Raw genomic sequence first — 23,759 nt, 5'->3', positions numbered from 1 at the left:
CTTGCTAAAATTTATAGCTAACAGGCTGTGGTGTTTCATTATCTTTCGCGAAATTTACGGTTATGAATAATCTACCTCCGTTGGCAGAACGTATGCGGCCGCGATCGCTTAACGACTATTCTGGTCAGAAACACCTGATTGGTGAGGGTGCGGTATTACGTAAAGCAATTGAATCGGGCAATCTTCCTTCAATGATTTTCTGGGGGCCGCCGGGAGTAGGTAAAACCACGCTGGCCTATATTATTTCGCAAACCCTCTACCGGCCTTTTTTTTCATTAAGCGCCATTAATTCGGGTGTTAAAGATGTGCGGGAGGTGATCGAGAAGGCATCCCTGTTGAAAGAACAAGGCGAAACCTTACCTGTACTGTTTATTGACGAGATTCACCGCTTTTCAAAATCACAGCAGGATTCACTGCTCGGCGCTGTTGAACGCGGTATTGTTACGCTGATCGGCGCTACTACAGAAAACCCCTCGTTCGAAGTCATTTCGGCTTTGCTTTCACGCTGCCAGGTATACATTCTACAGCCGCTGAACGAGGAAGACCTGACCAACCTGCTGCGTAAAGCCATCGCTGAAGACGAGGTATTAAAAACCAAGCATATCCGGATAGATGAATATGAAGCTCTGCTGCGGCTTTCCGGCGGCGACGCCCGTAAACTGCTGAATATTTTCGAACTGATCATCAATGCACTGGACGCACCAGAAATCGTGATCAGTAACGCCAAGGTGCTGGAAAATGTACAGCAGAACATGGCCCTGTATGATAAGGCCGGCGAACAGCATTACGATATTATTTCGGCCTTTATCAAGTCCATGCGCGGCAGCGATCCTAACGGTGCCGTATATTGGCTGGCGCGGATGCTCGTAGGTGGCGAAGATCCTTCATTCATCGCCCGGCGAATGCTCATCCTCGCTTCGGAAGATATCGGCAATTCCAACCCCAACGCCTTGTTGCTGGCGCAAAGCTGCTTCGAAGCCGTGAATGTAATCGGCATGCCAGAGGCGCGCATTATCCTTTCGCAAACGGCAGTCTACCTGGCTACGTCTGCAAAAAGTAATGCCAGTTACATGGCTATCGGCGAGGCGATGGACCTGGTGCGGCGCACCGGCGATCTGCCCGTGCCGCTGCACCTGCGCAATGCGCCTACCAAACTGATGAAGAACATTGGTTATGGTAAAGAATACAAGTATGCGCACAGCTATCAGAACAATTTCGTTGAGCAGGATTTTTTACCAGATGCCGTAAAGGGCACTAAACTCTACGACCCGGGCCAGAATGCCCGCGAGAATGAAGCGCGCGAACGTCTTAAGAAACTTTGGGGCGATAGATATAAGTATTGATTTTCATTTCGCGATCCGGATTTACGATATCGGAAATATTAAGATTTGTTGATGTTCTTCTTTTTTGGCCGTCAAAAAAGAAGAACCAAGAAAAAACTCGTCGCGGCACCGCAGTCTATTAGCTTTTTCTGCCATTGCAAAGCCTGTGGTTGCCGCCTGCGCTGGATGCGACAAATTAGGACGCTAACGTTCTGTTTGTTGCTTTAGCTGTATCACTACAATAAAAGAGCGCCGGGGCTAATTGTCAAAACGTGCAGGCCTGTCCAAAGGACTCCTTCGGAGGAGTATGGCGTGAATGTAGCCGCCATAAATCTTTATCAGGGAGGGCTTTTTTAATTTATTGGATCTCTTCTGAAACGGTGCTTTAACAGGTTCAACGTTTTTGAAATTTTTTGTAACGATGAGATGTTTTTTTTCGTCTCATGGTACTAAAGATTTTATTCTAAACTTTTTATATCACAATTTCATGAAAGCACTCAAAATCACCGGGATCATCCTATTAGTGTTAGTGGTTATTGTTCTTGGGGCAGGCACTTATATTAAGGTAGCCTTACCCAACACAGGCCGCGCACCGAATATTAAAATAGAACGCACAGCAGCACGCATCCAGCGCGGAGAATACCTGGCGAACCACGTAAATGTTTGTATGGACTGCCACAGCACCCGCGATTGGTCGCAGTATGCAGGGCCGATGTCTGCAACCAACTTCGGCGGCGGCGGCGAACGTTTTGACCAGCAGCAGGGCTTCCCCGGGAAATTCTTCGCACCCAATATTACCCCTTATCGTTTAAAAACCTGGACAGACGGCGAAATTCTTCGTGCCATTACTACCGGCGTTAATAAAGATGGTAAAGCGCTTTTCCCTGTCATGACCTGGGAACATGCCGGCCAGATGGATAAAGAGGATGTATACAGCATTATTGCCTACCTGCGCACATTGCCCGAAGTAAAGCACGATGTGCCTGCTTCAAAAGCAGATTTTCCGGTTAATTTTATCCTGAATACCATGCCGCACCCCGCTAAGTTTACCAACCGCCCCGCGGAAACAGATACGCTAAAGTATGGCGAATACCTGGTGAACGCAGCCGCTTGTGTAGACTGCCATAGCAAAATGGAACACGGCAGCGTGGTTGCGGGCAGCCAATTTGGCGGCGGTATGGAATTTAAAGAACCTGGCGGTACGGTCCGCTCGCCAAATATTACGTCTGATAGGGCTACCGGTATTGGTACCTGGAGCAAAGCAATGTTTGTAAACAGGTTTAAGGCCTATGCAGATAAGAACTATCAACCTGCTAAACTTACCACTAAAGATCTGAACACGCCCATGCCGTGGATGATGTATTCGGGAATGAAACAAGGTGATCTGGAAGCAATTTATACTTACCTGAAATCCCTGAAACCCATCAGCAACACGGTAAATAAGTTCGAAAAAATTTAACACAAGGGGGCAGCAAAACTACCCTTTACTGTTCATGCGGAATTACCATCTTTGCAGCATGAGCAAGAAGCAACTGGATATCGATAACTGGGCACGTAAAGAACATTTTCATTTTTTTAAGCAGTTTACAGAGCCCTTTCATAGCGTGGTAATTAATGTAGATTGCACTAATGCTTACCGCTTTGTAAAAGCCAACGGCTTCTCTTTCTACCTGTATACCATTTACGTTGCACTAAAGGCCGCTCAGGAAGTGGAATCTTTCCGCTACAGGATAGAAGATGGCGGCGTTTCTGTTTATGACCAGGTGGCCGCAAGCGCCACCATTGGACGTGCTGACGGGACCTTCGGCTTTAGCTTTATAGAATATTACCCGGGTTTGGAAGAATTTATGCAGCGGGCCACTGCCGAGGCGAAGCGCGTGCAGGAAGGCAGCGGATTGGAACTTCGCCCCCGTAATGATCTGATCCTGATTTCAACCCTTCCCTGGTTAAACTTCACCTCGCTAACACATGCAACCAGTTTCCGTCCTGAAGACAGCTGCCCGAGGATCACCTTTGGAAAGATGACCGAAAACTATGGCAAACGCAGTATGCCAATGGCGATTCATGTTAACCATGCCTTGTGCGATGGCTTACATGTGGGTTTATACGCCGAAGCTTTTCAGCGATTGCTGGACGAGGGGCAGCTGAACAACATCGTTTGAGAGTTTATTTAAATAGGGATTTAGAAGAACATTAGATTTTGGCGAGGGGGGCTGTCTTTTCTTACTTTAACTAATATTAATTGCGGAAAAATATAAGTTTAATGTTAGCGTAGTGTTACCGTATATTAGATATATATGGAGAAGAAGAAAAGAAATTTAATATCAGAAATACAGTGAATAAAGTCTAGAGAAGATTTTGGATTAGGTATTCAATTTACAATGCGACTAGAAGATTTAATAGACTCTTATAGAAGTCTAAAGTCTGAACAAACTACCGCGGATAGACATCTTATTAAATATTTAGCAATCGCTACTGTATCCTGTTACGAAACCTTTTTTAGAACGATTGTAAAAGACTTTATCGACTTCGGAAGCCCTTATTCTGATAATATAATCAAACTTGACCAGTTAAATATCAAAATAGATTTCGATACTCTTCATGCTATACAGTCTCAGTTTATAACATTAGGAGATTTGATAAGCCATTTATTGCCATTTAATAACCTAAAAGATATTGACAGGAATATGTCGATCATTACAGGAAAGAGTTTTTTAAAATCTCTTAAATCGTACAGAAGCAAGTCACTATTCATTGACGATACTGAAAAGAACTATTTCACAAAGAATATCAATACAATAATTAGCAGCATTGAAAAAGTATTTGAATTAAGACATATATTTTGTCATGAATTTAATAACAACATAAATTTTGATTCTGAAGTACTTTTAACAAATATTATTGACTGCAAGGTCTTTATAAATTATGCGAGTGATTATTTTACAAACATTCTTTACCCCAATTTGCCGCAAACACAAGGCGAGATGAATATTTATTCTTTGGAAAATTTTATGGCATTGGACAATGAGTTAGATAATCTTATAAATGAAATAAAAACAACAAATAACGCTGGTTTTATAAATATTAAGCTATTTGATAAAAGCATTGTTTACTGGAAAAAATATCGACAGCTTGCAGCAGAATGCGCAGCTTATTATGCAAAAGGTGGAAGCGTTTATTCTTTAGAATATAATACAAAAATGAGTTCTTTAACACAAGAAAAGTTAAGATTGTTAAAAACTGAGTTCTCTCGCCTTTTAGCTTTATGATTTAAGATAGTATTGTAAGTGAATTTTAAAACAACCTCAACTGGTCTGTCCCCTCGTCTTTATCCGCTATGTTAAAATTGGATAGCGTGATGCCCAGCAGTCGGATACGTACATCCGTAAGGTTTGTTGCGGTTAACAGTTGTTTGGCCGTTTCTGCAATGGTTATTTCATCGCCGATGGGCAAGGTAAAGACTGGCTCCGGGTGATCTGCCGGAAATCGCCGTACTTTACTTTTAAGGTGATGGTACGGCCTTTCAGTTGGTAACGTTCCAAACGGGAAGCAACGTTAGAGGCAATCTTATCCAACTGACGGAACATTTCTTCCGTCGTCGTCAGATCGTAAGCAAAAGTATCTTCCGCACCAACAAATTTGGTTTCGAGCGGCACCTGAACAACATCGCCTGAAAGGTTAGTGAGCAGGGGTCTCCTCGCACGATATCAATCTGGCGTTGATCATAACACCTTCAATGCAACATTGATACTACCCTATTTATCCCTTCTGTCGATAAACTTCACCGCCTTTCGTACGGTTTCCGGGAATTGCATTTTCTGTATTTCTTCCACAGTAACGTATTTAATATGCGGGCTTACCCGCAACCGTGCCTGTAGGTACGCCCGGATGCGGTGATCGCACTCTTCGCTGACCTCGGCAGGTAGAATGTAGATCAGCACTTCGTCCAAACCCACTTCGTTCGAATACACCTCTACCACATAATCCAGTATCTCTTCCCGCTCGTTCAGCAGGTCGAACAAACCCGGCGGGTAAAGCGTAGTGCCTTTAAACTTGATCATTTGCTTTTTGCGGCCCATGATCGGCGATAGTCTCCAGCTGCTTTTTCCGCAGGTACAGGGTTCCTCTACATACATGGCGATATCGCCCGTTTTGTAACGCACCAATGGCATCCCTTCCACCCCGAGGGTGGTAATGGTCAGCTCGCCGGGTTGGTAAGCGCCTAATGGCTGGTTATCGTCGTTTAGTATTTCGGCAATTAAAAGATCGGGCTGGTAATGCCCTCCATGCCCTTCACCACATTCGGTAAAGGCCGTTTGCATCTCTGTTGAGGCATAGGTAGAGTATAATTCGATATCCCACTGGTCTTTTATTTTACGACCCAGGATGTTCAGCGAAAAATCGGTATTACGAATATTTTCGCCAATGCAGATCGCCTTCTTAACAGATGTGTTGTTGATGTCAATTCCGTTATCCTTCGCATACTTAATTAGCTTTAAAATGAAAGACGGCACTGCGACTATAGCCGTAGGCTTCAATCTTTTAATGGTTTCCAGTTGCAGCGAGGGTACGCCCGGACCAAGCCGTACAATGCCTGCACCTAATTTTCGCAACCCTAAATAGTAAGCCATCCCGGCCATAAATTGGCGATCAAGCGTCAGCATCAACTGTACAGTGTCATCCGGTGTGATGCCTGCGCTGATAAAAGAATTATACTCGTTCAGTGCCAGGCGATCGAGGTCATTATTCGTCAGGCCGATAATTACAGGGTCTCCTAAAGTACCCGAAGTGGACGTATATTCGATCACCTGCTCAGCTGGTACACATAGAAAGTCGAGGTTGTTCTGTTGAAGGTCATCTTTGGTGGTAACAGGCAGCAGTTGCAGATCTGCCAGTGAGCTGATCTGCTTTATGTCAATTCCGTGTGCTGCAAAAAGCGTCCGATAGTAGGGCGATTTTTCGGCCACATAGGTTAACAGCGCCTGTAATTTCTCTTCCTGTATGGTATTGTTTTCCGTCCGGATCATTTACTTTTCTATTATAACCACCGCCGAAGCAATTGTTTTAATATGACTGATGGATAGCCATGTTTTCACTTCCCCGACTACAACTGCCGTGTTGCCCTTCAGCACCAGCTCCGGCTTACCCAAAGGGTTATTCACCACCTCCACCTCGTTGAATGAGGAGCCCTCTGCCCAACCGGTTCCCAACGCTTTAAAGAAAGCCTCTTTTGCCGCAAACCTGGCGGCATAATGTTCATATTTATTTGCTTTCGCCTCGCAGTAAGCAATTTCGTTTGCCGAAAAAACCATTTCACGAAAACCGCTCTGCCGGGCCATAGCGTCGGCAATACGTGTTGTTTCGGTTAAATCAGTTCCTAATCCTGCTATCATCAACTGTAAAATTCAAAAGTAGTAAAAAGGCATCTTAATCATTTATTGTCATTCCAGGTTAAATGAGGTGCAATTACTTACCTTTTGTACCGTATATTTACGCTATTGAAATCTGTAATTTACATAAGAACGCTTTTATTGGGTTTGTTGTGTTTAACCGTTGCAAGTGTTAAAGCACAAACAGGCGTGCGTTATAAAGATTTTGTGTTCAACGATGTAACGGTTGAGAAGAACCAGAATTACGGTATCAACGCGTTCGAAAACACACCCAAAAAGTATCTTTACGACCTGTACACACCTACTGGTGATGACATGGAAAAGCGACCGCTGATTATATGGATGCATGGCGGCGGGTTTGTGTTCGGCTCGAAAGATGCGAAAGGCATTAAAATGTGGTGCCGCACTTTTGCCCGCAGAGGGTATGTTTGCGCTGCCATTAATTACTCGCTGAATAGCAAAACCAGCTTGTTTAGCTTTAAAGAAATGCAGCGGGGTACTTTCTTCGCGGTTTCTGATGCACGCATGGCCGTTGCTTACTTCAGAAAGAATGCAGCCGTATTGCATATCGATCCGGAGCAGATTATCCTTGCGGGAAATTCAGCGGGGGGGATTATTGCCTTACACACTGCCTTTGTCAACAATGCAGAGTTGGCAAAAAAAGTGGAGCTGGAGATTAATGACCCGGGCGACCGTACCGCTGCGCGAACTAATGTCGCCGCAGTAATAAACTTCTGGGGTGGCATTTACAACTTAGAGTGGCTTAAAAACGCTAAAATACCGATAGTAAATGTTGCGGGCAGCAATGATGGCGTTATCTCTCCGGAAAGTAAAAAGGATGCGGTATTCGGCGCTTTAGCCATACACCGCAAGGCTGACGAGTTGCATATCCCCAACGCGCTGAAGATATTCGAAGGCTATTCGCACGAGTTGCAAAAACACTTTAACCCCATCTTTAGCGGCGGGACTGAAACCGAACAGCGATGGATGGAAGCTGGTCAATTCACGGCTAATTTTTTGGCTGAACATGTAGTCAAGGGCTTCAAAACCGTCAAGGTAACCAAAGTAGTTCGCGACAGAAAAGGCAGAAAAGTAACACAAACCAGCTACGTAACTGTCCCTGCCAATACTGTAACGGAAGAAGAAATTGAAGGCCATAGTGCTGAGACAGCAGCTAAGCCCGTAGCGAGAAAGATCAGACCTGCAAGCGATAGTATCCCCGATTGGTATAAAACCCTTGACGCCACTCAAGCGTCAGAAGAAGCAACCATGCGTAAAGCTAAAATAAGGGTTTCAAGGCCGGTACCTAAACCCAAAGCAAAAACCGCCGTAGCGCTTGCAGACAGCGTGCCGGATTGGTATGCCGATTTCCAGGCTTCGCCTGCTTACAAAGCGACTACCGGGAAAAAGGCAAATGCTTCTTCTGTTAAAAAAAACAAAAAGCATTAAAACCAAAATATCCCTGGGGTGTTTTTATACAAACGATACTTTCAGCTACTTTAACTGTATGAAGATCACAAAACTTTTTTTGGCACTTGCGTTTATCTGCCTTTTATCAGATTTCGCAGAGGCTACCCCTGTAGAAAGTGCTGTTATTACAGGCCTTAGTTTGCAATTGCCGCCGCCTCCACCAAGGCCCGGCAGGTTACCTGCGTTAAGAAGACCCGCTCCGCCGCGCAGACCCCGCAGGCCAAGAATCCGTCGTCCGCGGTTACACATCAGGTTGCCTAAACCGCCACCACCGCCACCGCGTCCATAAGCTTAATTGTGATTAATAATATATTTTTCGGCGCACCTTAAAACGGTGCGCTTTTTTTTTGCATAACGGTAAACGGAAGGTTTTTAACCATCTTGCGCTTTAAAAAGTAACTTGTATTTTAGTCAGCAATGGTACAACGTACAAAAATTTATTTTGCTTCTGATTTTCATTTGGGTATCGGTGGGTATCAATTGCACCGCGAGCGGGAAGCACGCGTTGTACGCTGGCTGGACAGCATCAAGGATGATGCTGCGGAACTTTATCTTGTAGGCGATATATTTGATTTCTGGTTCGAATATACTACCGTGGTGCCAAAAGGTTATATCCGTTTTTTAGGAAAATTGGCCGAGCTAAGTGATGCCGGGGTAAAATTAACCTTCTTTAAAGGTAACCACGACATGTGGATGTTCGGATATTTCGAAAAGGAATTGGGTGCTACCATTGTAAGTAATGAATTAATTATGGAGCGGGATGGTAAGCGTTTCTACATCCATCATGGCGATGGCCTGGGCCCCGGCGATGCAAAGTATAAGTTTTTAAAGAAGATATTTCGCAGCCCGCTGTGCCAGTGGTTGTTCGAGCGGGTTCACCCAAACCTGGGTATCGGTATAGCCAACAGATGGTCGCAGCATAGCAAAGATGTCAACGCCACTAACGAGCAACGGAAGGTGTATGAGCAGGAATGGTTGGTGACGTTCAGCAAGGAAGTATTGAAAACGCAACACTTCGATTATCTGATTTTCGGCCATCGGCATCAGGCATTCGACATCAAATTAAATGATCGGAGCAGGTACATTAACCTGGGCGAATGGATAAGCGCCTTCACTTATGCTGTTTTCGACGGGGAGGACATTTCATTGCATGCCTTTGAAAATCAGCTGAGATTGGACTGATTTTTACGATGGGCTTACCCAGGCAATGTTTACAATGTTGCTGTAAATCCGTACTTTTGCAATCCATTTGGCAAGCCTGCCATTTGTTGTTAAACAGTTATGCTAGATAAATTAGAAGCGATACACGAACGCTGGCAAAATGTCGAGGCTGAATTAAGCAGTCCGGACGCGATGAGCGACATGAAGCGTTTTGCCCAGTTGAGCAAAGAATATAAAGATCTTACGGCTATTGTTGACGAATACAAGATCTACCGGAACATCATGAGTAATATTGATGCCAACCGGGAGATTTTAGCCACCGAAAAAGACGAGGAATTTCGCGAGATGGCTAAAATGGAACTTGATGAGTTGATCGAACAGCGCGACGCCAAGGAAGAGGAAATACGCTTGATGCTGATTCCAAAAGATCCGGAAGATGCGAAGCATGCTATCGTTGAAATTCGCGGTGGTACCGGTGGCGACGAAGCTGCACTTTTCGCTGGCGACCTTTACCGGATGTATATGCGGTATTGCGAACGCCGTGGATGGCGTACCGAGCTTGTAGACTATACCGAGGGTACTTCGGGTGGTTATAAAGAGATTGTGTTCAATGTTTTGGCTGATGACGCGTATGGAACATTAAAATACGAATCTGGCGTACACCGCGTACAACGTGTGCCGGATACTGAAACCCAGGGGCGCGTGCATACTTCTGCAGCCTCTGTAGTAGTATTGCCCGAGGTAGACGAGTTTGATATCGAGCTTCATGCGAGTGACATCCGTAAAGATTTATTCTGTGCATCAGGCCCGGGCGGACAGTCTGTAAACACTACATACTCCGCTGTACGTTTAACCCACATTCCAACAGGTATTGTGGCTCAATGTCAGGATCAGAAGTCGCAACTTAAGAATTATGACAAGGCTTTACAGGTGCTGCGTTCACGCGTTTATGAGATGGAACTTCAAAAACACCTGGAAGAAACTTCTAAAAAACGCAAAACGATGGTTTCAACCGGCGACCGCTCTGCCAAAGTGCGTACCTATAACTATCCGCAAGGCCGTGTTACGGAGCACCGTATCGGGCTGACCATCTATAACCTGCCAGGCGTAATGAATGGTGATTTACAGGAAATTATGGAATCACTGCAGTTTGCCGAAAACGCCGAAAAACTAAAAGAAGGCACGGTAGCCTGATTTTTTCAAAAATATTTGGGATATGTAAATAGGGTTTCTATATTTGCAGTCCCAAACGGGAGGAGTGGTAGTTCAGCTGGTTAGAATACATGCCTGTCACGCATGGGGTCGCGGGTTCGAGTCCCGTCCATTCCGCTAAGAGACCCGTCCGGTCCGCGAAAAGCCTCATTTATTGAGGCTTTTTTCGTTTAAAGCCGCTTCCGGCGGCATTATCTGAAAAATCATTGCACAATTAATATCAATCAATGGCAACTAATTGGGTACCTATTCGGGTACCTATTTTTTTTCATCAATTTTAGGTACCCTCGAAGGTAGATACTGCTGCCAGAAAGGGTTTTGGACGGAACGAAAAAAATCAATCGTTCACTTAAAATTTTTGAATTATGAAAGTAAATGAAGAGCTTTCGTTACTGGTAATGCTCGAAAAATCCAAGATAACTAAAGACGGTAAAGCACCAATTTTTATCCGCTTAACCATCGAAGGACAAAGAAGGGAAATTTCATTGGGGATTAAAACCATTGAGAAGACATGGAATCAGTTAGCTGGCCGGGTGGAAGGCAACTCCCAGGAAGCCCGGTTAACTAATAATATTATCGACACAGCTAAAATTGCCATTCGCCGGCACTATGATGCATTAAAAATAAATCACGTATTTGTATCTGCCCAAATGGTAAAAGATGCCTACAAGGGCGTAGCAGCCGGGAGAGAAAAATGTAAAGGGCTGGTAGAGGTATTGGATATTGCTATCACGAAAATCAAAGCGAAGGTTGAAAAGGAACAGCGGAAACGGCCAACACTGGTAAAATGGAACACAGCCAGGGAAAAGGCCGCAAGCTTCATCCAATATGCTTATAAACAAGGCGACCTGGCATTGGATAAGCTAACCCCTGCTTTTGCTGAAGAGTTTGTCGATTACCTGATGCTGGAACAGAACATCCAGACAAATACGGCAAACAAGTACTTGAAAATGATCCGTGGCGCAGTGACAAAGGCGGTGGATAACGGCTGGGTAAAAAACAATCCGCTGAATACCTATACCTGCAGCTATATAGAGCCGGAAAAAGATATATTAGATGATTCGGAGATTCTGACCCTCTATCATAAGAAAATGCCGGTAGAGCGATTGGAAGATGTAAAAAATGCTTACTTGTTTATGTGTTTTACGGGGTTTGCCTATAAGGATGCCAGCCTGCTTACCCCGGACAATATTATAACCCATTTTGACGGGAACAGATGGCTGGTCAAAAACAGGGAAAAGGTAACTTCTACCGTTTGCAAAGAAAATGTCCCCCTGCTTCCATTGGCTTTAGAGATTATCGAAAAATATAAAGATGATGCCTATTGCAAAGCTCATAACAGATTATTGCCGATCAGCAGCAATCAAAAGTATAATGCGTATTTGAAAGAGATCGCTGCGATATGTGGTATCAATAAAGACCTGACTACCCATACAGCCAGGCATACCTTCGCAACTACCGTCACTTTGGCAAACGGCGTTCCGTTGGAAACGGTCAGTGCGATGCTTGGCCATAAATCCATTAAGACCACCCAAATCTATGCAAAGATTGTTGGGGCAAAAGTCAGTGCTGATATGAAGCAGTTACAGGAGCGCCTGATCGTTAAAATGCCAACTATCATGTTAAGAAAGCCAGGTAACGGAGGAGAATAGGAAACATACAGTTTCGGTATCAAAATCCTTCAACAACTGTATTCCATATTGACATGTCATTATCAAATTTTTATGTTTGTTTATCAGGAACTGAGAAGTCCTGATTTGTGATAAGGTTTCCTCTAAAAATACACTATAGATATACGACCGCAAGTAATGACGCTTGTGGTCGTTTTATTTTAAAAATATAAATTTCCTCTGCGTTCTTGATGAACAAGCCTGAGTTCTAATATAGAATCGGCAGCTTAGGATTACAGACTTTTAATTCTAAAACCTTATCCGGCCTTGATTTACCAATCACTTCATCGCCTGCTTAAAGCGGGCATATTGTATATTTTGGTTCTGCAATTCCAAAAAATGAACAATGCCTTTTTCCTCGTATGGCGTTAAAGAAACGATGGTCTTGTAAACTACTTTAAGTAATCTTCTTGCAATTGCAACGATGGCTTTTTGCGCCTTCATGCGTTTACGCAACTTATCGAAAAGCGCATGCCAATACGAGTCCTTCATCTTGACAGCAGCCCAAGCCGCTGTAATAATGGCTACCCGAAGATATACGTTCCCTTTTTTTACGGTACTGCTTTTACGCTTACCGGCACTTTCGTTGTTCCCCGGTGCTACACCGCACCAGGCAGTAAAGTGATCAGCAGTTGGAAAGCGGGACATATCGTCCCCAGCTTCACTAATGATTATCTCTGCCGATTTCGCACCTATGCCGCTAATACTGTCAAGGCATTGGACGGCCTGCGCATAATGTTCATTAATTATGCAAGATATAGTACCATCTAAAATTTCAACTTGCTTTTGAACGTGGTCATAATCTTCTAAAAGCATCTGTAACTGGAGACGATGGTGCTCCGTTAGCGTTCCTTCCAAAGCCATAAGCAGCTGTTCTTTTTTTGATCGTACTCGTCCTTTGGCGCATGCTAAAAGCTGTTCTTTATCAGTTATACCTACCGCAAGCAATCTCACAATGCTTAACCCGGTTTTAGAATGCAACGTGCTGATAACTGACATCAACTTAATGTTATTGCTTTCAAGAATCTTTAAAATCCTGTTTGTTATCTTAGTTTGATGCCGCCCATAAAATAACCTGTTTCTGCAATGGTCCCTCAGCGCAGCCTGATGTTGTGAGGGAATAAAACTCGGCCTTACCAATCCATGTAATAAAAGAGTACAAAGCCAGCGTGCATCTTTCCTGTCTGTTTTTCGTTTAGGAATCTGTTTAATATGGGTTGGATTTGCCACCGTTACATTAATACCTGCTTGAGATAAAACGGTGTACAGACTGATCCAATAGATCCCGGTACTTTCCATTAAGCAGTGATTCACCTGGTTCTGAAGAAGCCAATCCTTTAACTGGTAAAGTTGAAAAGTAAAAGTCCCGAATTCCTGCAAAGCCTGATTGCTGCCGTCCTTATTCGAAATAAAAGCAACAATCTTTTCTTTGTGCATATCAAGCCCACATGCTCTTTCCAATTGTGGTAAAAAGCTGACCTGCTGATTTACCTTTTCCATCTTGAAAAATTTGCTGAGCAACAAAGTTACAGCTGAATCGACATCCCATTTTTATTAGCCTGGGTGTATTTTCATTCATTAAACTTAGGTTAAATCCCGTGGCAGCGAGTGCTCACGGGATTTTTTATGACTTATATCAGCATCAATTGTTCGTAGCGTTATCCTAATAACAAAGCGATCAGAATAAGCAGCGCACCGACAATAAAGGCGAACACTCCCAGGAAATGAATGAAGTTTTCGTAGGTAGTCTTTTTTAGAAAATCATTATAACTTTTAAATCCTTCACCGAAAAAATTGGCCCGATTAAATTTCCGCTTGCCGCGCCAGTAACGGCCATATATGGACAATGCAATCAGGATAATCCCGATGGTGATCGACAGTATTTTCATAGCAAAGTAAACGTGTTAAGCATTAACGATAACGGTCTTAGGTACAACGAAGGTAGGAAAGCGATTATTACGACAATCCAACCCGCGTTTTCTTTGCTTCTTTCTTTTAGACCGGGAAAAGAAAGAAGTCCCCGGATGGCCGGGGACTATAGGTCAATCCACTGATTGCACATGATCAGCCTGCCGCTTTAAAAAATCAACGGCTTCCTGTACAGATTCCAATGGTTTTGTTTTCCGGTTGAATCCGTTTATCGCTCCAATTGTCCCGGTTGGGTAACGCTGCTCACTTTCCCCGGTTTCATAGTGTAATAAACCAATACTCAGGTCAACAGGAACAAAAACAATATAAATGCTGTTACCTTCTTTCCAGGGGTCGGCATTGTCAGGCAGTTCCGTTTTAGTAAAAAAGACCGAAACCCGGCAGCCTAAGCCCATAGGGTTTAAATGTTCGTCATCACAAGACCATCCCGGCAACTGTATTTTAATTAAGTTCAAAACGGGACGTAATAACAATTCTGTCCAAAACGGAAATTTCAATTTTTTGCGTTGCTGCTCCAGCTTTACGATTCGCCGTTGCGCCCGTTCGATTTTGGCGTTGAGATCATCCCTTTTGGTATTGTACTCCCGGCCAAGTGTGATGTACGTATTCTTTATACTTTCAAATGTTGTTTCCATCATAAAAATGCCCCGCATATACCGGCGGGGCGCGGTCTCACTTTTAACCCTGCTTTGCAGTTTCTTCTAACACCAGTTCTTTTTTTACTCTTAACAGTTCTTTTTTCTTTTCAACCTCAAAGATTTTGGTGTCCCTTTTACTTTCGCGCTCCCGTGCTTTTTCGGCATACCGGTTTTTCAGGCTGTCTACATCGACACCGGCACCTGCGGACACAGGCAGCAGGAAAAAGCCTTCAGGGGTCTTGGGGAGTTTGGCATCCGCCCTGCCCTGCAAGGCCAATCGTATCAGGTACGTGTAGGCATGTTCGGGCAAGTTCAACAACGCTTCATACAGTTCTTGGTGATATTCTGCATGATAAGTTGGGCAAGTGATACCTAAAAATTCATCCATCCCCTTTTTTTGACTGTAGCCTAAAGATTGGTACAGCATCAGTTTTACCGCTGTCAGGTCGGCTGTTGTTGGTGCGCAATTGATCTCCTGACTGTTCTGTTCTACAAATAAACTATGCAAATCCAATTGGAATTTTTCTGCATCGATCTCTTTGGCTCTTTGTTCCCTTGCGCGTAAACGCTCGATCTCACCATCGTACAGCTCAACACTAACGGAACCCTCTTTTTCCGCTTCTTTTACGGCTTTGGCGGTAACTTTTTCCGTTCCTTGCGAATAGCCATTACCACTTTGTGACGTGCGTTCGGTGAAATAAATGATGCTGATCTGTTCCCGGTTCAGGTAAAGTCCTTTACGCAGGTTGCCATTCAGTAACATTGTATCAAATTCATCAGTGTCGGCGCGGTATTCCAGAAGGGCATCCTGATAAGCTTCTTCATCATAGGCCGGGGAATCGTTGTCCTCTGTCTCTGTTCCTGCTTCGTAGTCATTCCTCTCTTCAATATCTTCATCGTCGGCTGTACTGAAATCTAAAAATTCCTCCCGCTTGGGTTCCTGCGGCCTGTTCCATACATCGACCTGATTTTTGAAAAACTGTGGCAGCTGCAATGCGCCCTCCGCAGCCTCTAACAAGGCCATTACATCATCGGAAGGGTCGTAATTAAAGATCAACGCTTCGGGCTGCTGTTCCCATCCAGCCTGCAAGCTGCGCTGTAAACCGGCCAGGCATTTTTGTTCAAAGCACTGGCGGTTCGTGCAGGTTTGTGTTTTAGCGAGTTCGGGAAACAACTCGGTCAACGTGGCCGAATTAAAGCGACACCCGGAACAGGCACCCATACCCGCTATCAAGGTTTCATCGGTTGTGTCAAAAGAAGCTCCGGTCAGGTCGCATTTGTATTTGTTCAGCGCCCAACGGAAGTTATTTATTTTAAAGTGGGGATTGCTTTGCCATCCTGCACAATTATTTTCAAAGAAATCCTGTTGGGAGGCTTCCGAGATAGCGGCAATTTCCAATGCATCCTGTATAGTGAACACCCCGGCAACGAACATGTCCCGGACAGGTTCGATCAGGGAAAGGAGTTTGATACGGTTGTGTACGAACTGTTCCGACTTGCCTAAACGCAGGCTTATTTCCTTCACTTTCTTGCCTGACGCCAGCATCTGCCCGATTCCTTGCGCATCATTCATCGGATGCGGGTTTTCACGCTGCAAATTTTCGGCAAGCTGTATCTCATTGACCTGCTCGTCGGTCAGCTCTTTAATAATCACCGGTACGGTTTCAAGCCCGGCTATGGCAGCAGCGCGTAACCTGCGTTCCCCGCTTACCAGTTCAAAGCGTCCGGGTGTAACCACGCGCACTGTTAGCGGGTGAATAATGCCGTGTATCAATAATTCGGATGCAAATTCCTGTAACGCCTGCTCCGAGTAATATTTACGGTAATTCAGGGGGCTGAAATCAATCAGGCTGCGCTCGATTTTATCCGGCGTTCCTTCCGGTATCGCTGTATGGGTTGCAGCTACTTTGGTTGCTGTTTTTGCTTCGCTGGTTTTAGCGGTAATTGCTTTTTTATTGCTTTTTATGGTAGTTGACATGATCTTAAAATTTAAAAGTGATACAATGATTATTGTGGCAGCTGCCAAAGGATTTTCAGGTCATAGCCTGCTTCTTTAAAAACTGCATTGAAATAGGAGGCAACGATGGCGGTTGTGAATTTTTCAGACTTATTCTTATCGATATACCGGGCGTTGGTGTGCGCTATCCATTTACTAACGGCTACCGCTTGCTGTGCTTCGGCAGCAGTTGAACCGCCGCCGGAAAGTTTAAAGGCAAACTCACCAAAGCGCAGCCAAAAGAAATTTTTGGAAAGCTGTTCTTTGCTGATGGGGCGTTTCCAATCCGGCAACTGTCGCAGCCCTTCCGGGTCGGTATTCATAAAGTCAGCTTCCTCCTGTAAATAAGCCCATGTGTTGAATGCAACACCTGTTTCAGCACCATAAATAGCTATTAAATCATCGTTCAGCGCTGCAATAAATGCTTCGTTTTGGTACTGCTTTTTCAGCACTACCGTCATATAAGTTCCCATAGCTTACCCTTTTTGTTGTTGGAGATAGTCGGCGGTATCAAAAAGCAGGTCGGCGGCCAAGGTAAATTTGCGGTTGCCTAACTGCTGCGTGGAGGTATACAAGCCGAGGCAATGGGTCATAAAAGCGGCCTGCGGAAAATCGAACAATTGTTCGGAAAATACCTTGCTGCTTTTCTGATACTGGGTACTGAATTTTTTAATCTTGCTTTCTATGTTCCTCGCAAGGCTTATCCATGCTTCCAACGTAAAAAACTGAACTTGCCACTGCTGTCGTAGCTTTTCCTCGTCCTGCTGTACGTATTCGCTGACGCTTAATGTGTATTCTAAGAACTGCGGCATTTCCTGCGGGAATAATTCATGCAGCAGCCGCGCTTTTTCTATATTGACTAATTCATGTAATGGTTTCATAAGATTGGATTTTGTGGCAGCTGCATTGGTTTGCAGCTGCCGGGTGAATTATTTATTTAGTTGTTCTAAAAATCCCTGCGCTTCGATATTGGCTAACCAAGTTTGCGCAAAGTCTCTATGCTGTTTCTGCAATGGCTCGTCTACTCTTTCAATAGCATTTGCTGAAAAGCGGATGCTTTGCTGATATATCGCAAGATTGGCCTGCTGAAACATGTAAGGGAAAACATGGACTTGCGAATAATCCGTAGCAGTTTCGCCACGGTTGTCCACCATGAGAAAGCACATTTCCGGGTCTTGCATCAGGTCGCCGTTTTGCTCATAGTAATGGCATAAACTATACTGGCTGCCTTCGCCATAATCTGTTACCACTCCTGTATCTATCAATTCGATACTAAGCGGCATAAATGGTTCATTGTTAATTTTCCGGTAATCCCTGCCGTTCAGGCTATCGATCAGGGTGCAGAATATGCGCGTACTGTTTTGATTCAGTTCTTTCATTGCAGTTATATTAAAAGTGAGTGAAAAGCGCCACGGATAACGGCGGCGCCCCCGTGCTTCGTTTAGTTGGGGTAAAGGATTTCGTCACCTTGCGCAGCAAAAGAGCTGCACAGGTTAAAGGCCGCCTGCCCCCTGCTTTGCGCGGTACCGCCATACAGGATGCTATTGAGTTTGGCGTCCGTGTCCTTGTAGCTGCGTACATTCTGAAAATAGCCGGTGATGCTGTTGTAAGCACCAAACACGGTGCCTTTAGTGGTTTCCATCTGTTGGGTACTGCTCAACATGGCGTACTCAAAGGCATCATTGCAGATGTTCTGAAACGCGGTTGAGGTATCGTTAAATGCGCCTTTTTGCAGCTTATCCATTGTTTCCCTGTTGGGCGACATGGCTTGCCGTATGAGCTGCTGCAGTTGTTTATCGGTAATGCGCACTTTAGACCAGCGGTTAAAAATTTCTTCCATCATGGGAGCCATTTTGTTGACCATGCCCATGATCTTGTGCGCTTCTTTCAGTTTTTCAGCGGCGGTATTGGTATGACGAATTTTAACTACGTTGCTGCAATCTTTTAAAGCGGCGTTTAAAGTGTTGCTGCATACGATTCTAACGGGCGTGAATGCAGCCAGTATAGAACCGCTGCCATCGTGGGTAGTGGTCAGGAAGACGTATTTTTCAATCACATCATCGTTACCCACCCGGATATAATCGGGCAGTTTGGCGGTAATAAATACTTTTTCGCCCCGGCCTAAAGCCCCTGCGGTCTCGTATAGAATACCATCCCCGCCACCTACAATGGCATCGAAAAAGCTAAATGCCTCGCTGTTCTGCACAATGTGGTAATCCCTGCCCACTACGCCTAATACCTCGTCGTTATCGGTGCGCACGTTGGCAAAATGCCCCGGTACAGTTATTTCCGGGATGATAATATCCGCGTCCGGGTCTGCCTTAAAATTGGCGGTGTCATAGGTAAACAGCGGGCGTTTTTCTACGATGTAATCCAGTCCCGCGTATTTCATCGCCTCGGCGCTTGTGGGGTAATCCTGTACGATCTGCCCCAGCCCGTGCCATGCTTTTTGCTGTACGCTGAAAAAACTGTGTTTGCCTGTCTGCTCGTTAAAATTGATGTTGTGTGCCATTTTGCATTGGTTTTAAAAGTGAACTTTTGTTTTTTACTCATTCCCTTTTTAGCCGCCTGCCCCGAAAAGCTTTTTTCAAAAGAAAAAACGGAAAAAAAGAAAGCAAAAAAGGTTGCCCCGAATACATCCAAAAGGAAACGGAATAAGTGCCGCAGGCCGAGGGAGCGACGAAGGAGCGGACGAGTTATGCCGTAGTCTTTTGGCCCCCTGTAGCAATCCGAACCGGGGCAAAACCTTAGCTGCCCTTTTTTACCGTTTTCGTTGAAAAAGCAGGAGCAGGCGAAGATGCCTACAGCGATCAATTGTTTCGTGTAAGCAATCAGGAAAAGAAATGTCAGTCCTTTGGCGCAGCAAAAGGTCTGGTGAATAAAGGCCATGACAACAAGGAGGCTGACCAGTTGCCTAAGACTGTTGCGCAGCAAGTGTCTTGGGCTAAACCAATGATATGGTAATAGAAAGGGATGAACCGGCCACTATCCGGATAAACCATCAGGGATAGCAGCGGAAAGCCCGCAGGCCCGATGGCATCGGGACGAGGACTTGAAGCGCATAGCCCGGCCCGAAGGGGATGGCACACTTATTTTACAAATAATATTTACATTTAACTATTGGGTGAGTAATCGGATGCTACCGTGCTATATGAGCTGTTTTTTGAAAGGATAAGGAATTTATCCAACCCGAAAATGAACACATAACCAAGCATAACGCTCCTGGCAATTGCCTGAAATGATGTTTAATAATGAATAGTCCAATGATCAGGTACGAGTTTGTGGCGAGTCTCTGGCAATATCCAGGGCCTAATAGCTGGTATTTTGTGTCACTTCCAAAAATATTGTCAAAAGAAATCAGAACGACACTCCGGTCTGAAGAAGAAGGGTGGGGCCGTCTGAAAGCCATAGCCAAGGTGGGCGGCAGTGAATGGAAAACGGCTATCTGGTTCGATACAAAAACCGGCACCTATTCACTCCCACTGAAATCGGAAATAAGGAAAAAAGAAGCTCTTCAAACAGGCCAGGAGGTTAGCATCACGCTTTGGATTTAAGTTGTATTCAAAACGGTGACCATGATCTCTGTGCGAAAGGAATTGTTGCTATGATTGTTCAACTCGAGCTCATACTCATTTGAAAATTATGCCGGGTTGGAAATGCCACAGCTATATTATAGAAGCGGTTCAGCCTGTTGCAACAATTCAGGAATTTATCTTTGTTGTTAGTGCCATACAGGTTGATAAAAAAACTAAAAGATAAAAATATATAATGCGGCTATATGCAGGTAAGGGAATAACCATTACTGTTTAAGTGAGTTAATATATCTTCGCTGTGAATAGCAAACCCGGCCTGGCGATTTTCGCCAATAATCATACCTGCCCACTCTAATCCATTTGTGCCATTAATCGTAATCCAGGCTCCTGAATCTCCTCCTTTTACCGGCCGCTGAAGTACCAGGTTAGATAACGAGGGCTGCTTAATTTCGATTAAATCCTTCACGCAACTTTTTTGCCCGGTCTGTGTGTCTTCCACTTCCATGACCAAACCAATTCCGCCGGTAACCAAAGTCTGATGACCGCTACTGCGCCCATTAAACTCAACTTTCAGATTAGGATGCAGGTTGTTGGCAGGCATGTAGTCTTTTATAGAACCAATATTTAAGATCGAGCAAGCGGATTGGATTTGCGGATCAAGTTCAACAAGCGCAATATCCATGTCGTTTAAGTATGTTGTATTACGCGGATTACATAAGTTGCCATTATTCGGAAAGGGCAAACAGTTATATACACATGAGCCTATCGATCCAGGTGTACTGTAATCAATTGATGATGGCTGATCTACAATAACACCTGTATTTCTGATAACATGTCCGCAGGTCAATCCATAACATTGCCCGTTTGTGTCTTTCAAAATTCCCCCCAGCGTTCCCGGCGGATCAGAAGCGTAACCGATACTTACCCCGCCTTCTAAGGGCCTTAGTAGTTGTTTTGCAGATGCGCTAAATTGAACGACCGGGCTATGTTCCTGAACAACAGAGAGGCGATAATTAGCTGAACCTAATTCAACGGGCTTACTTCCTGGCCGAAGTTGTATCCTGACTAACAGACCACTACTTTTGTTAAAGAAGTTATCCCAACCTCGTGGCAACCAGCCCAGGTCAAAAGGAACAGTTGTCTGGAAAATATCTGACGTACTTAAGAAGTTATAGTCAGGATAATAACTAAAACGTCTTAAAGCATACTCAAAAAGTTCATTCTCCCAAAGACCACTTGAAAAACCTCGCAGATAATGCCCATAACACATCAGCCACAAGGGATGAACATCTACAATGATACCATGTACATTCGGGTTTTCTAATGCACGATCTGCAATCTCATCTAAGCCATATTGCCTGGCCGCATCAATCAGGTATTTCATATGTTCTATACGGTTGGATAGAATGCTCCGCTAATAAGTGTAAAAACAATAAGTAATGCGCCACCGACTGCCTGGTAATAAATATCAAACACCTCTTTGCCAAATATTCCTTTCCCTCCGTCAATGGCATAAGCCCAAATGGGAAATGCAATAAGAGAGATGATTTGCTGCATTTTTAAAGACGGACGATCAGCCGGTGTTGAGATCAGCTTAAAATATACCGGTGTCAATACCCAGCATAAAATGAAGCAAAATATAAAAGCGCCGTATTTTATCTGCTCAGGAAAAGCAACCAATAACGCATTCAATGCGGTATAGGATGCAATAATCTCCCCTGGCACATATTTACCGATTCTTTCAAAATATTCTTTAGCTGGGGAACTTCCTGATGCTGCAGCTGCGGCCCTTGCAGGCAAACCAAAAGGAACCGGTTTTACAAATCTACTCATGGCAATAAATGTGTTTAATGGAATAAATTTTATGAGTTAAATAGGTCTTTCTTCAGCTTTAACCCCCGCTAATGTCTTTATAGCATTAATCTCTGCAGGACTCAACGCATCTTTCACCAGAAAAATTTTGTTTTCCGGGTTATGTAAATCCTGGAAGTAGATCCTGAATTTAGGTGAGATCAGCTTGGCAGCTTGTGGGTTACTTACATTTTCAAGCAGCCATTGCAATAACAGTTTAGGATTATCATCAACAAAAACATCAAGTTCCTCGGGTACGGGGGAAGCAATAAACAAAACATAGCTATTATTACTGGCATCCTTGGCCGTAAACTTGTAGGCCTTTTTACAATAAAGTTCTTTGGGGATTTTTAACGTCTTTGGAGCTGCAGTATCGGACTGTATTTTATAATAGGTTACTTTATCATCATATTCCAAGGCATTGGTGCCTGGGTGTGCCACGCTATTGTTTACAGCCCTGATTGCCCCCTCGTAGCTTGTCGTCAGGTCTATATCTGTAGCGATATTACAGGGACAGAAATTTACGTTCCTTGAAGTAACTAACAATTTTGATGCATTATTCGGCTTATTGCTATCATCAAAAAGTTTATCGATACTATACACATTCCAACTGGCGACATTGGAAGAATTGGAAATTTTTAAGGTTGTTGTAACGTAGATATTATCTGATATATCTCCAGACGGACGGCCTCTTTGCGCAACGACCAATGACCGGTCTGAAAAGTTAAAACCAGTTTTTAATCGCTTTAGTTTGACGGCAACGGCCTCTTTAATTGCGGTTGTATTGGCATAATTAGCTTCCAAACTTGCATCGGCTTTAGCCGATGCGTTTGTTGTACTGCTGTTATTATTGCCAGTGGTTGAGATGAACTTTCCAGTTTTGCTTACTGTCCCTATTACTTTTCCATCAGCGTCATAGACCGATTTCCCTTTTGTGGCTTCATTGTCGCTGCTGTTCGTAGAGGAGTTGCCATTGGTATTTTCGTATGATGAGCCAAGGGAGCCGTCAACAGCCAACTTTGCATTTAATGATACGGTTTGATCACGGGACAAAGAACCAAAATCAATATCATCAAACTCATTTTGCAATTTGTCAATGGTGTAAATGGTAACCGGGCTGTTATCTGGAATTTTTAATTTCGTTGTTAAAAATTCCAGTCTTGTATTGGGATGCATGTAATTTTCGCTATTGTAATACTTCTTCAGATTAGCAAAAGAAAACGTGACTTTGTAAAAAGTATAATCCGAAGGTTTCTTTGCATCCGAAGGCTTTTCAACTGTTGATAGCGGCTTGTTTAATGTGGCAATTAACTCGTCAGCAGTAGTTGTCTTCGCTGCCATGAGCTTCAGATACAGGTGTGGCAGGGAATCCCTTAGATCGAAAAAAGTTTTAGGTTTTTCCGGATCAGCGGCTTTGTTTTCCATTGGTATAATCCCGACAGAGACGTCGAGATACGAATCACCAACTCCAGCATTTTTATAGGTATAAGTACCTTTTTCGAGATTGGTGATGACCGGCTTCGCACAGGAGGCGTATAGCAAAACGCATCCCGCTAACACAGGGATAAAGTAAGACTTTTTCATGGT

25 protein-coding genes and 1 tRNA gene are annotated in these 23,759 nt (G+C 44.1%); 10 read left to right on the top strand and 16 right to left on the bottom strand.

The window, feature by feature from the left end; all coding sequences use genetic code 11:
- Window positions 1-62: 62 nt before the first annotated feature.
- From MUY27_RS00405 to MUY27_RS00390, 4 genes are all read left to right on the top strand, one after another.
- The gene (locus tag MUY27_RS00405; RefSeq protein ID WP_245127982.1) at window positions 63-1,343 is read left to right on the top strand and encodes a replication-associated recombination protein A; all 1,281 of its coding nucleotides are present in this window, start codon (window positions 63-65) and stop codon (window positions 1,341-1,343) included.
- Window positions 1,344-1,809: 466 nt separating this feature from the next.
- Window positions 1,810-2,781, top strand: coding sequence for a c-type cytochrome (locus tag MUY27_RS00400; RefSeq protein WP_245127981.1), 972 nt, complete (start codon window positions 1,810-1,812; stop codon window positions 2,779-2,781).
- Window positions 2,782-2,839: 58 nt separating this feature from the next.
- Window positions 2,840-3,484: a chloramphenicol acetyltransferase gene (locus MUY27_RS00395; RefSeq protein WP_245127980.1), complete on the top strand. Its 645-nt coding sequence runs from the start codon at window positions 2,840-2,842 to the stop codon at window positions 3,482-3,484.
- Window positions 3,485-3,703: 219 nt separating this feature from the next.
- Entirely contained in the window at window positions 3,704-4,591 is an 888-nt protein-coding gene (locus MUY27_RS00390; RefSeq protein ID WP_245127979.1) for a lysozyme inhibitor LprI family protein, read from the top strand.
- Between the two features lie 25 nt (window positions 4,592-4,616).
- Here the strand turns inward: MUY27_RS00390 and MUY27_RS20730 are convergent, their stop codons facing one another.
- The 4 genes from MUY27_RS20730 to acpS all read right to left on the bottom strand — a co-directional run bounded on the left by MUY27_RS20730 (window position 4,617) and on the right by acpS (window position 6,715).
- Entirely contained in the window at window positions 4,617-4,775 is a 159-nt protein-coding gene (locus MUY27_RS20730) for a DinB/UmuC family translesion DNA polymerase (RefSeq protein WP_245127978.1), read from the bottom strand.
- The gene (locus MUY27_RS20725) at window positions 4,754-4,978 is read right to left on the bottom strand and encodes a DinB/UmuC family translesion DNA polymerase (protein ID WP_245127977.1); all 225 of its coding nucleotides are present in this window, start codon (window positions 4,976-4,978) and stop codon (window positions 4,754-4,756) included. Before MUY27_RS20725 ends, MUY27_RS20730 begins: the two co-directional genes overlap by 22 nt.
- Window positions 4,979-5,077: 99 nt before the next feature.
- Window positions 5,078-6,349 carry a flexirubin biosynthesis putative acyl-CoA ligase FlxY gene (gene flxY, locus MUY27_RS00375; protein ID WP_245127976.1) on the bottom strand — a complete coding sequence of 424 codons (1,272 nt, stop codon included), beginning with the start codon at window positions 6,347-6,349 and terminating at the stop codon, window positions 5,078-5,080.
- Window positions 6,350-6,715, bottom strand: coding sequence for a holo-ACP synthase (gene acpS, locus MUY27_RS00370; protein ID WP_245127975.1), 366 nt, complete (start codon window positions 6,713-6,715; stop codon window positions 6,350-6,352).
- Window positions 6,716-6,820: 105 nt separating this feature from the next.
- Here acpS and MUY27_RS00365 point away from each other — a divergent pair, with 105 nt between their 5' ends.
- The 5 genes from MUY27_RS00365 to MUY27_RS00345 all read left to right on the top strand — a co-directional run bounded on the left by MUY27_RS00365 (window position 6,821) and on the right by MUY27_RS00345 (window position 12,207).
- Entirely contained in the window at window positions 6,821-8,161 is a 1,341-nt protein-coding gene (locus MUY27_RS00365) for an alpha/beta hydrolase (RefSeq protein WP_245127974.1), read from the top strand.
- Between the two features lie 438 nt (window positions 8,162-8,599).
- A complete protein-coding gene (locus MUY27_RS00360; protein ID WP_245127973.1) occupies window positions 8,600-9,364 on the top strand; it encodes a UDP-2,3-diacylglucosamine diphosphatase in 765 nt (254 codons plus the stop codon).
- Window positions 9,365-9,463: 99 nt separating this feature from the next.
- On the top strand, window positions 9,464-10,537 hold the full coding sequence (gene prfA, locus MUY27_RS00355; RefSeq protein WP_245127972.1) for a peptide chain release factor 1: 1,074 nt from the start codon (window positions 9,464-9,466) through the stop codon (window positions 10,535-10,537).
- 61 nt (window positions 10,538-10,598) lie between these two features.
- Window positions 10,599-10,672: transfer RNA gene (locus MUY27_RS00350), tRNA-Asp, on the top strand.
- Between the two features lie 248 nt (window positions 10,673-10,920).
- Window positions 10,921-12,207: a site-specific integrase gene (locus MUY27_RS00345; RefSeq protein ID WP_245127971.1), complete on the top strand. Its 1,287-nt coding sequence runs from the start codon at window positions 10,921-10,923 to the stop codon at window positions 12,205-12,207.
- A gap of 297 nt (window positions 12,208-12,504) precedes the next feature.
- On the opposite strand, the gene MUY27_RS00340 is transcribed toward MUY27_RS00345, so the two are convergent.
- The 9 genes from MUY27_RS00340 to MUY27_RS20640 form a co-directional block, all read right to left on the bottom strand.
- Window positions 12,505-13,725 carry an IS110 family RNA-guided transposase gene (locus MUY27_RS00340; protein WP_245127970.1) on the bottom strand — a complete coding sequence of 407 codons (1,221 nt, stop codon included), beginning with the start codon at window positions 13,723-13,725 and terminating at the stop codon, window positions 12,505-12,507.
- 158 nt (window positions 13,726-13,883) lie between these two features.
- Complete coding sequence (locus MUY27_RS00335; RefSeq protein ID WP_245127969.1) at window positions 13,884-14,114, bottom strand: hypothetical protein; 231 nt, start codon at window positions 14,112-14,114, stop codon at window positions 13,884-13,886.
- A gap of 153 nt (window positions 14,115-14,267) precedes the next feature.
- Window positions 14,268-14,792, bottom strand: a complete 525-nt coding sequence (locus tag MUY27_RS00330) for a hypothetical protein (RefSeq protein ID WP_245127968.1) — start codon at window positions 14,790-14,792, stop codon at window positions 14,268-14,270.
- A 40-nt stretch (window positions 14,793-14,832) separates the two neighbouring features.
- On the bottom strand, window positions 14,833-16,770 hold the full coding sequence (locus tag MUY27_RS00325) for a ParB/RepB/Spo0J family partition protein (protein WP_245127967.1): 1,938 nt from the start codon (window positions 16,768-16,770) through the stop codon (window positions 14,833-14,835).
- Between the two features lie 29 nt (window positions 16,771-16,799).
- Window positions 16,800-17,261 carry a hypothetical protein gene (locus MUY27_RS00320; protein ID WP_245127966.1) on the bottom strand — a complete coding sequence of 154 codons (462 nt, stop codon included), beginning with the start codon at window positions 17,259-17,261 and terminating at the stop codon, window positions 16,800-16,802.
- A gap of 3 nt (window positions 17,262-17,264) precedes the next feature.
- Complete coding sequence (locus MUY27_RS00315; protein WP_245127965.1) at window positions 17,265-17,669, bottom strand: hypothetical protein; 405 nt, start codon at window positions 17,667-17,669, stop codon at window positions 17,265-17,267.
- Between the two features lie 48 nt (window positions 17,670-17,717).
- Entirely contained in the window at window positions 17,718-18,167 is a 450-nt protein-coding gene (locus tag MUY27_RS00310; RefSeq protein WP_245127964.1) for a DUF6908 domain-containing protein, read from the bottom strand.
- A gap of 62 nt (window positions 18,168-18,229) precedes the next feature.
- The gene (locus MUY27_RS00305; RefSeq protein ID WP_245128638.1) at window positions 18,230-19,288 is read right to left on the bottom strand and encodes a DUF932 domain-containing protein; all 1,059 of its coding nucleotides are present in this window, start codon (window positions 19,286-19,288) and stop codon (window positions 18,230-18,232) included.
- Window positions 19,177-19,677 carry a hypothetical protein gene (locus MUY27_RS20640; protein WP_245127963.1) on the bottom strand — a complete coding sequence of 167 codons (501 nt, stop codon included), beginning with the start codon at window positions 19,675-19,677 and terminating at the stop codon, window positions 19,177-19,179. Before MUY27_RS20640 ends, MUY27_RS00305 begins: the two co-directional genes overlap by 112 nt.
- Window positions 19,678-20,051: 374 nt before the next feature.
- Here MUY27_RS20640 and MUY27_RS00295 point away from each other — a divergent pair, with 374 nt between their 5' ends.
- Window positions 20,052-20,342 (top strand): DUF1905 domain-containing protein, encoded by a 291-nt coding sequence (locus MUY27_RS00295; RefSeq protein WP_245127962.1) that lies wholly within the window; start codon window positions 20,052-20,054, stop codon window positions 20,340-20,342.
- A 220-nt stretch (window positions 20,343-20,562) separates the two neighbouring features.
- Here MUY27_RS00295 and MUY27_RS00290 read toward each other — a convergent pair whose 3' ends face one another.
- Genes MUY27_RS00290 through MUY27_RS00280 form a run of 3 tightly spaced genes read right to left on the bottom strand, consistent with a single transcriptional unit; the run spans window position 20,563 to window position 23,756 of the window.
- Window positions 20,563-21,705, bottom strand: coding sequence for a hypothetical protein (locus tag MUY27_RS00290; RefSeq protein ID WP_245127961.1), 1,143 nt, complete (start codon window positions 21,703-21,705; stop codon window positions 20,563-20,565).
- A gap of 5 nt (window positions 21,706-21,710) precedes the next feature.
- Entirely contained in the window at window positions 21,711-22,154 is a 444-nt protein-coding gene (locus MUY27_RS00285) for a hypothetical protein (protein ID WP_245127960.1), read from the bottom strand.
- A gap of 36 nt (window positions 22,155-22,190) precedes the next feature.
- Window positions 22,191-23,756, bottom strand: a complete 1,566-nt coding sequence (locus tag MUY27_RS00280; RefSeq protein ID WP_245127959.1) for a hypothetical protein — start codon at window positions 23,754-23,756, stop codon at window positions 22,191-22,193.
- Window positions 23,757-23,759 lie beyond the last annotated feature (3 nt).

This window comes from Mucilaginibacter straminoryzae, from assembly GCF_022953055.1.
Classification (GTDB): Bacteria; Bacteroidota; Bacteroidia; order Sphingobacteriales; family Sphingobacteriaceae; genus Mucilaginibacter; species Mucilaginibacter straminoryzae.
This window is presented reverse-complemented; position numbering and strand designations above follow the sequence as displayed.

What these genes read in the sequence shown, in the direction of transcription:
- MUY27_RS00405 (WP_245127982.1), top strand. Translation starts at nt 63, where the DNA reads ATGAATAATCTACCTCCGTTGGCAGAACGTATGCGGCCGCGATCGCTT.
- MUY27_RS00400 (WP_245127981.1), top strand. Translation starts at nt 1,810, where the DNA reads ATGAAAGCACTCAAAATCACCGGGATCATCCTATTAGTGTTAGTGGTT.
- MUY27_RS00395 (WP_245127980.1), top strand. Translation starts at nt 2,840, where the DNA reads ATGAGCAAGAAGCAACTGGATATCGATAACTGGGCACGTAAAGAACAT.
- MUY27_RS00390 (WP_245127979.1), top strand. Translation starts at nt 3,704, where the DNA reads ATGCGACTAGAAGATTTAATAGACTCTTATAGAAGTCTAAAGTCTGAA.
- flxY (WP_245127976.1), bottom strand. Translation starts at nt 6,349, where the DNA reads ATGATCCGGACGGAAAACAATACCATACAGGAAGAGAAATTACAGGCG.
- acpS (WP_245127975.1), bottom strand. Translation starts at nt 6,715, where the DNA reads ATGATAGCAGGATTAGGAACTGATTTAACCGAAACAACACGTATTGCC.
- MUY27_RS00360 (WP_245127973.1), top strand. Translation starts at nt 8,600, where the DNA reads ATGGTACAACGTACAAAAATTTATTTTGCTTCTGATTTTCATTTGGGT.
- prfA (WP_245127972.1), top strand. Translation starts at nt 9,464, where the DNA reads ATGCTAGATAAATTAGAAGCGATACACGAACGCTGGCAAAATGTCGAG.
- MUY27_RS00345 (WP_245127971.1), top strand. Translation starts at nt 10,921, where the DNA reads ATGAAAGTAAATGAAGAGCTTTCGTTACTGGTAATGCTCGAAAAATCC.
- MUY27_RS00340 (WP_245127970.1), bottom strand. Translation starts at nt 13,725, where the DNA reads ATGGAAAAGGTAAATCAGCAGGTCAGCTTTTTACCACAATTGGAAAGA.
- MUY27_RS00335 (WP_245127969.1), bottom strand. Translation starts at nt 14,114, where the DNA reads ATGAAAATACTGTCGATCACCATCGGGATTATCCTGATTGCATTGTCC.
- MUY27_RS00330 (WP_245127968.1), bottom strand. Translation starts at nt 14,792, where the DNA reads ATGATGGAAACAACATTTGAAAGTATAAAGAATACGTACATCACACTT.
- MUY27_RS00325 (WP_245127967.1), bottom strand. Translation starts at nt 16,770, where the DNA reads ATGTCAACTACCATAAAAAGCAATAAAAAAGCAATTACCGCTAAAACC.
- MUY27_RS00320 (WP_245127966.1), bottom strand. Translation starts at nt 17,261, where the DNA reads ATGGGAACTTATATGACGGTAGTGCTGAAAAAGCAGTACCAAAACGAA.
- MUY27_RS00315 (WP_245127965.1), bottom strand. Translation starts at nt 17,669, where the DNA reads ATGAAACCATTACATGAATTAGTCAATATAGAAAAAGCGCGGCTGCTG.
- MUY27_RS00310 (WP_245127964.1), bottom strand. Translation starts at nt 18,167, where the DNA reads ATGAAAGAACTGAATCAAAACAGTACGCGCATATTCTGCACCCTGATC.
- MUY27_RS20640 (WP_245127963.1), bottom strand. Translation starts at nt 19,677, where the DNA reads ATGGCCTTTATTCACCAGACCTTTTGCTGCGCCAAAGGACTGACATTT.
- MUY27_RS00295 (WP_245127962.1), top strand. Translation starts at nt 20,052, where the DNA reads ATGATCAGGTACGAGTTTGTGGCGAGTCTCTGGCAATATCCAGGGCCT.
- MUY27_RS00290 (WP_245127961.1), bottom strand. Translation starts at nt 21,705, where the DNA reads ATGAAATACCTGATTGATGCGGCCAGGCAATATGGCTTAGATGAGATT.
- MUY27_RS00285 (WP_245127960.1), bottom strand. Translation starts at nt 22,154, where the DNA reads ATGAGTAGATTTGTAAAACCGGTTCCTTTTGGTTTGCCTGCAAGGGCC.
- MUY27_RS00280 (WP_245127959.1), bottom strand. Translation starts at nt 23,756, where the DNA reads ATGAAAAAGTCTTACTTTATCCCTGTGTTAGCGGGATGCGTTTTGCTA.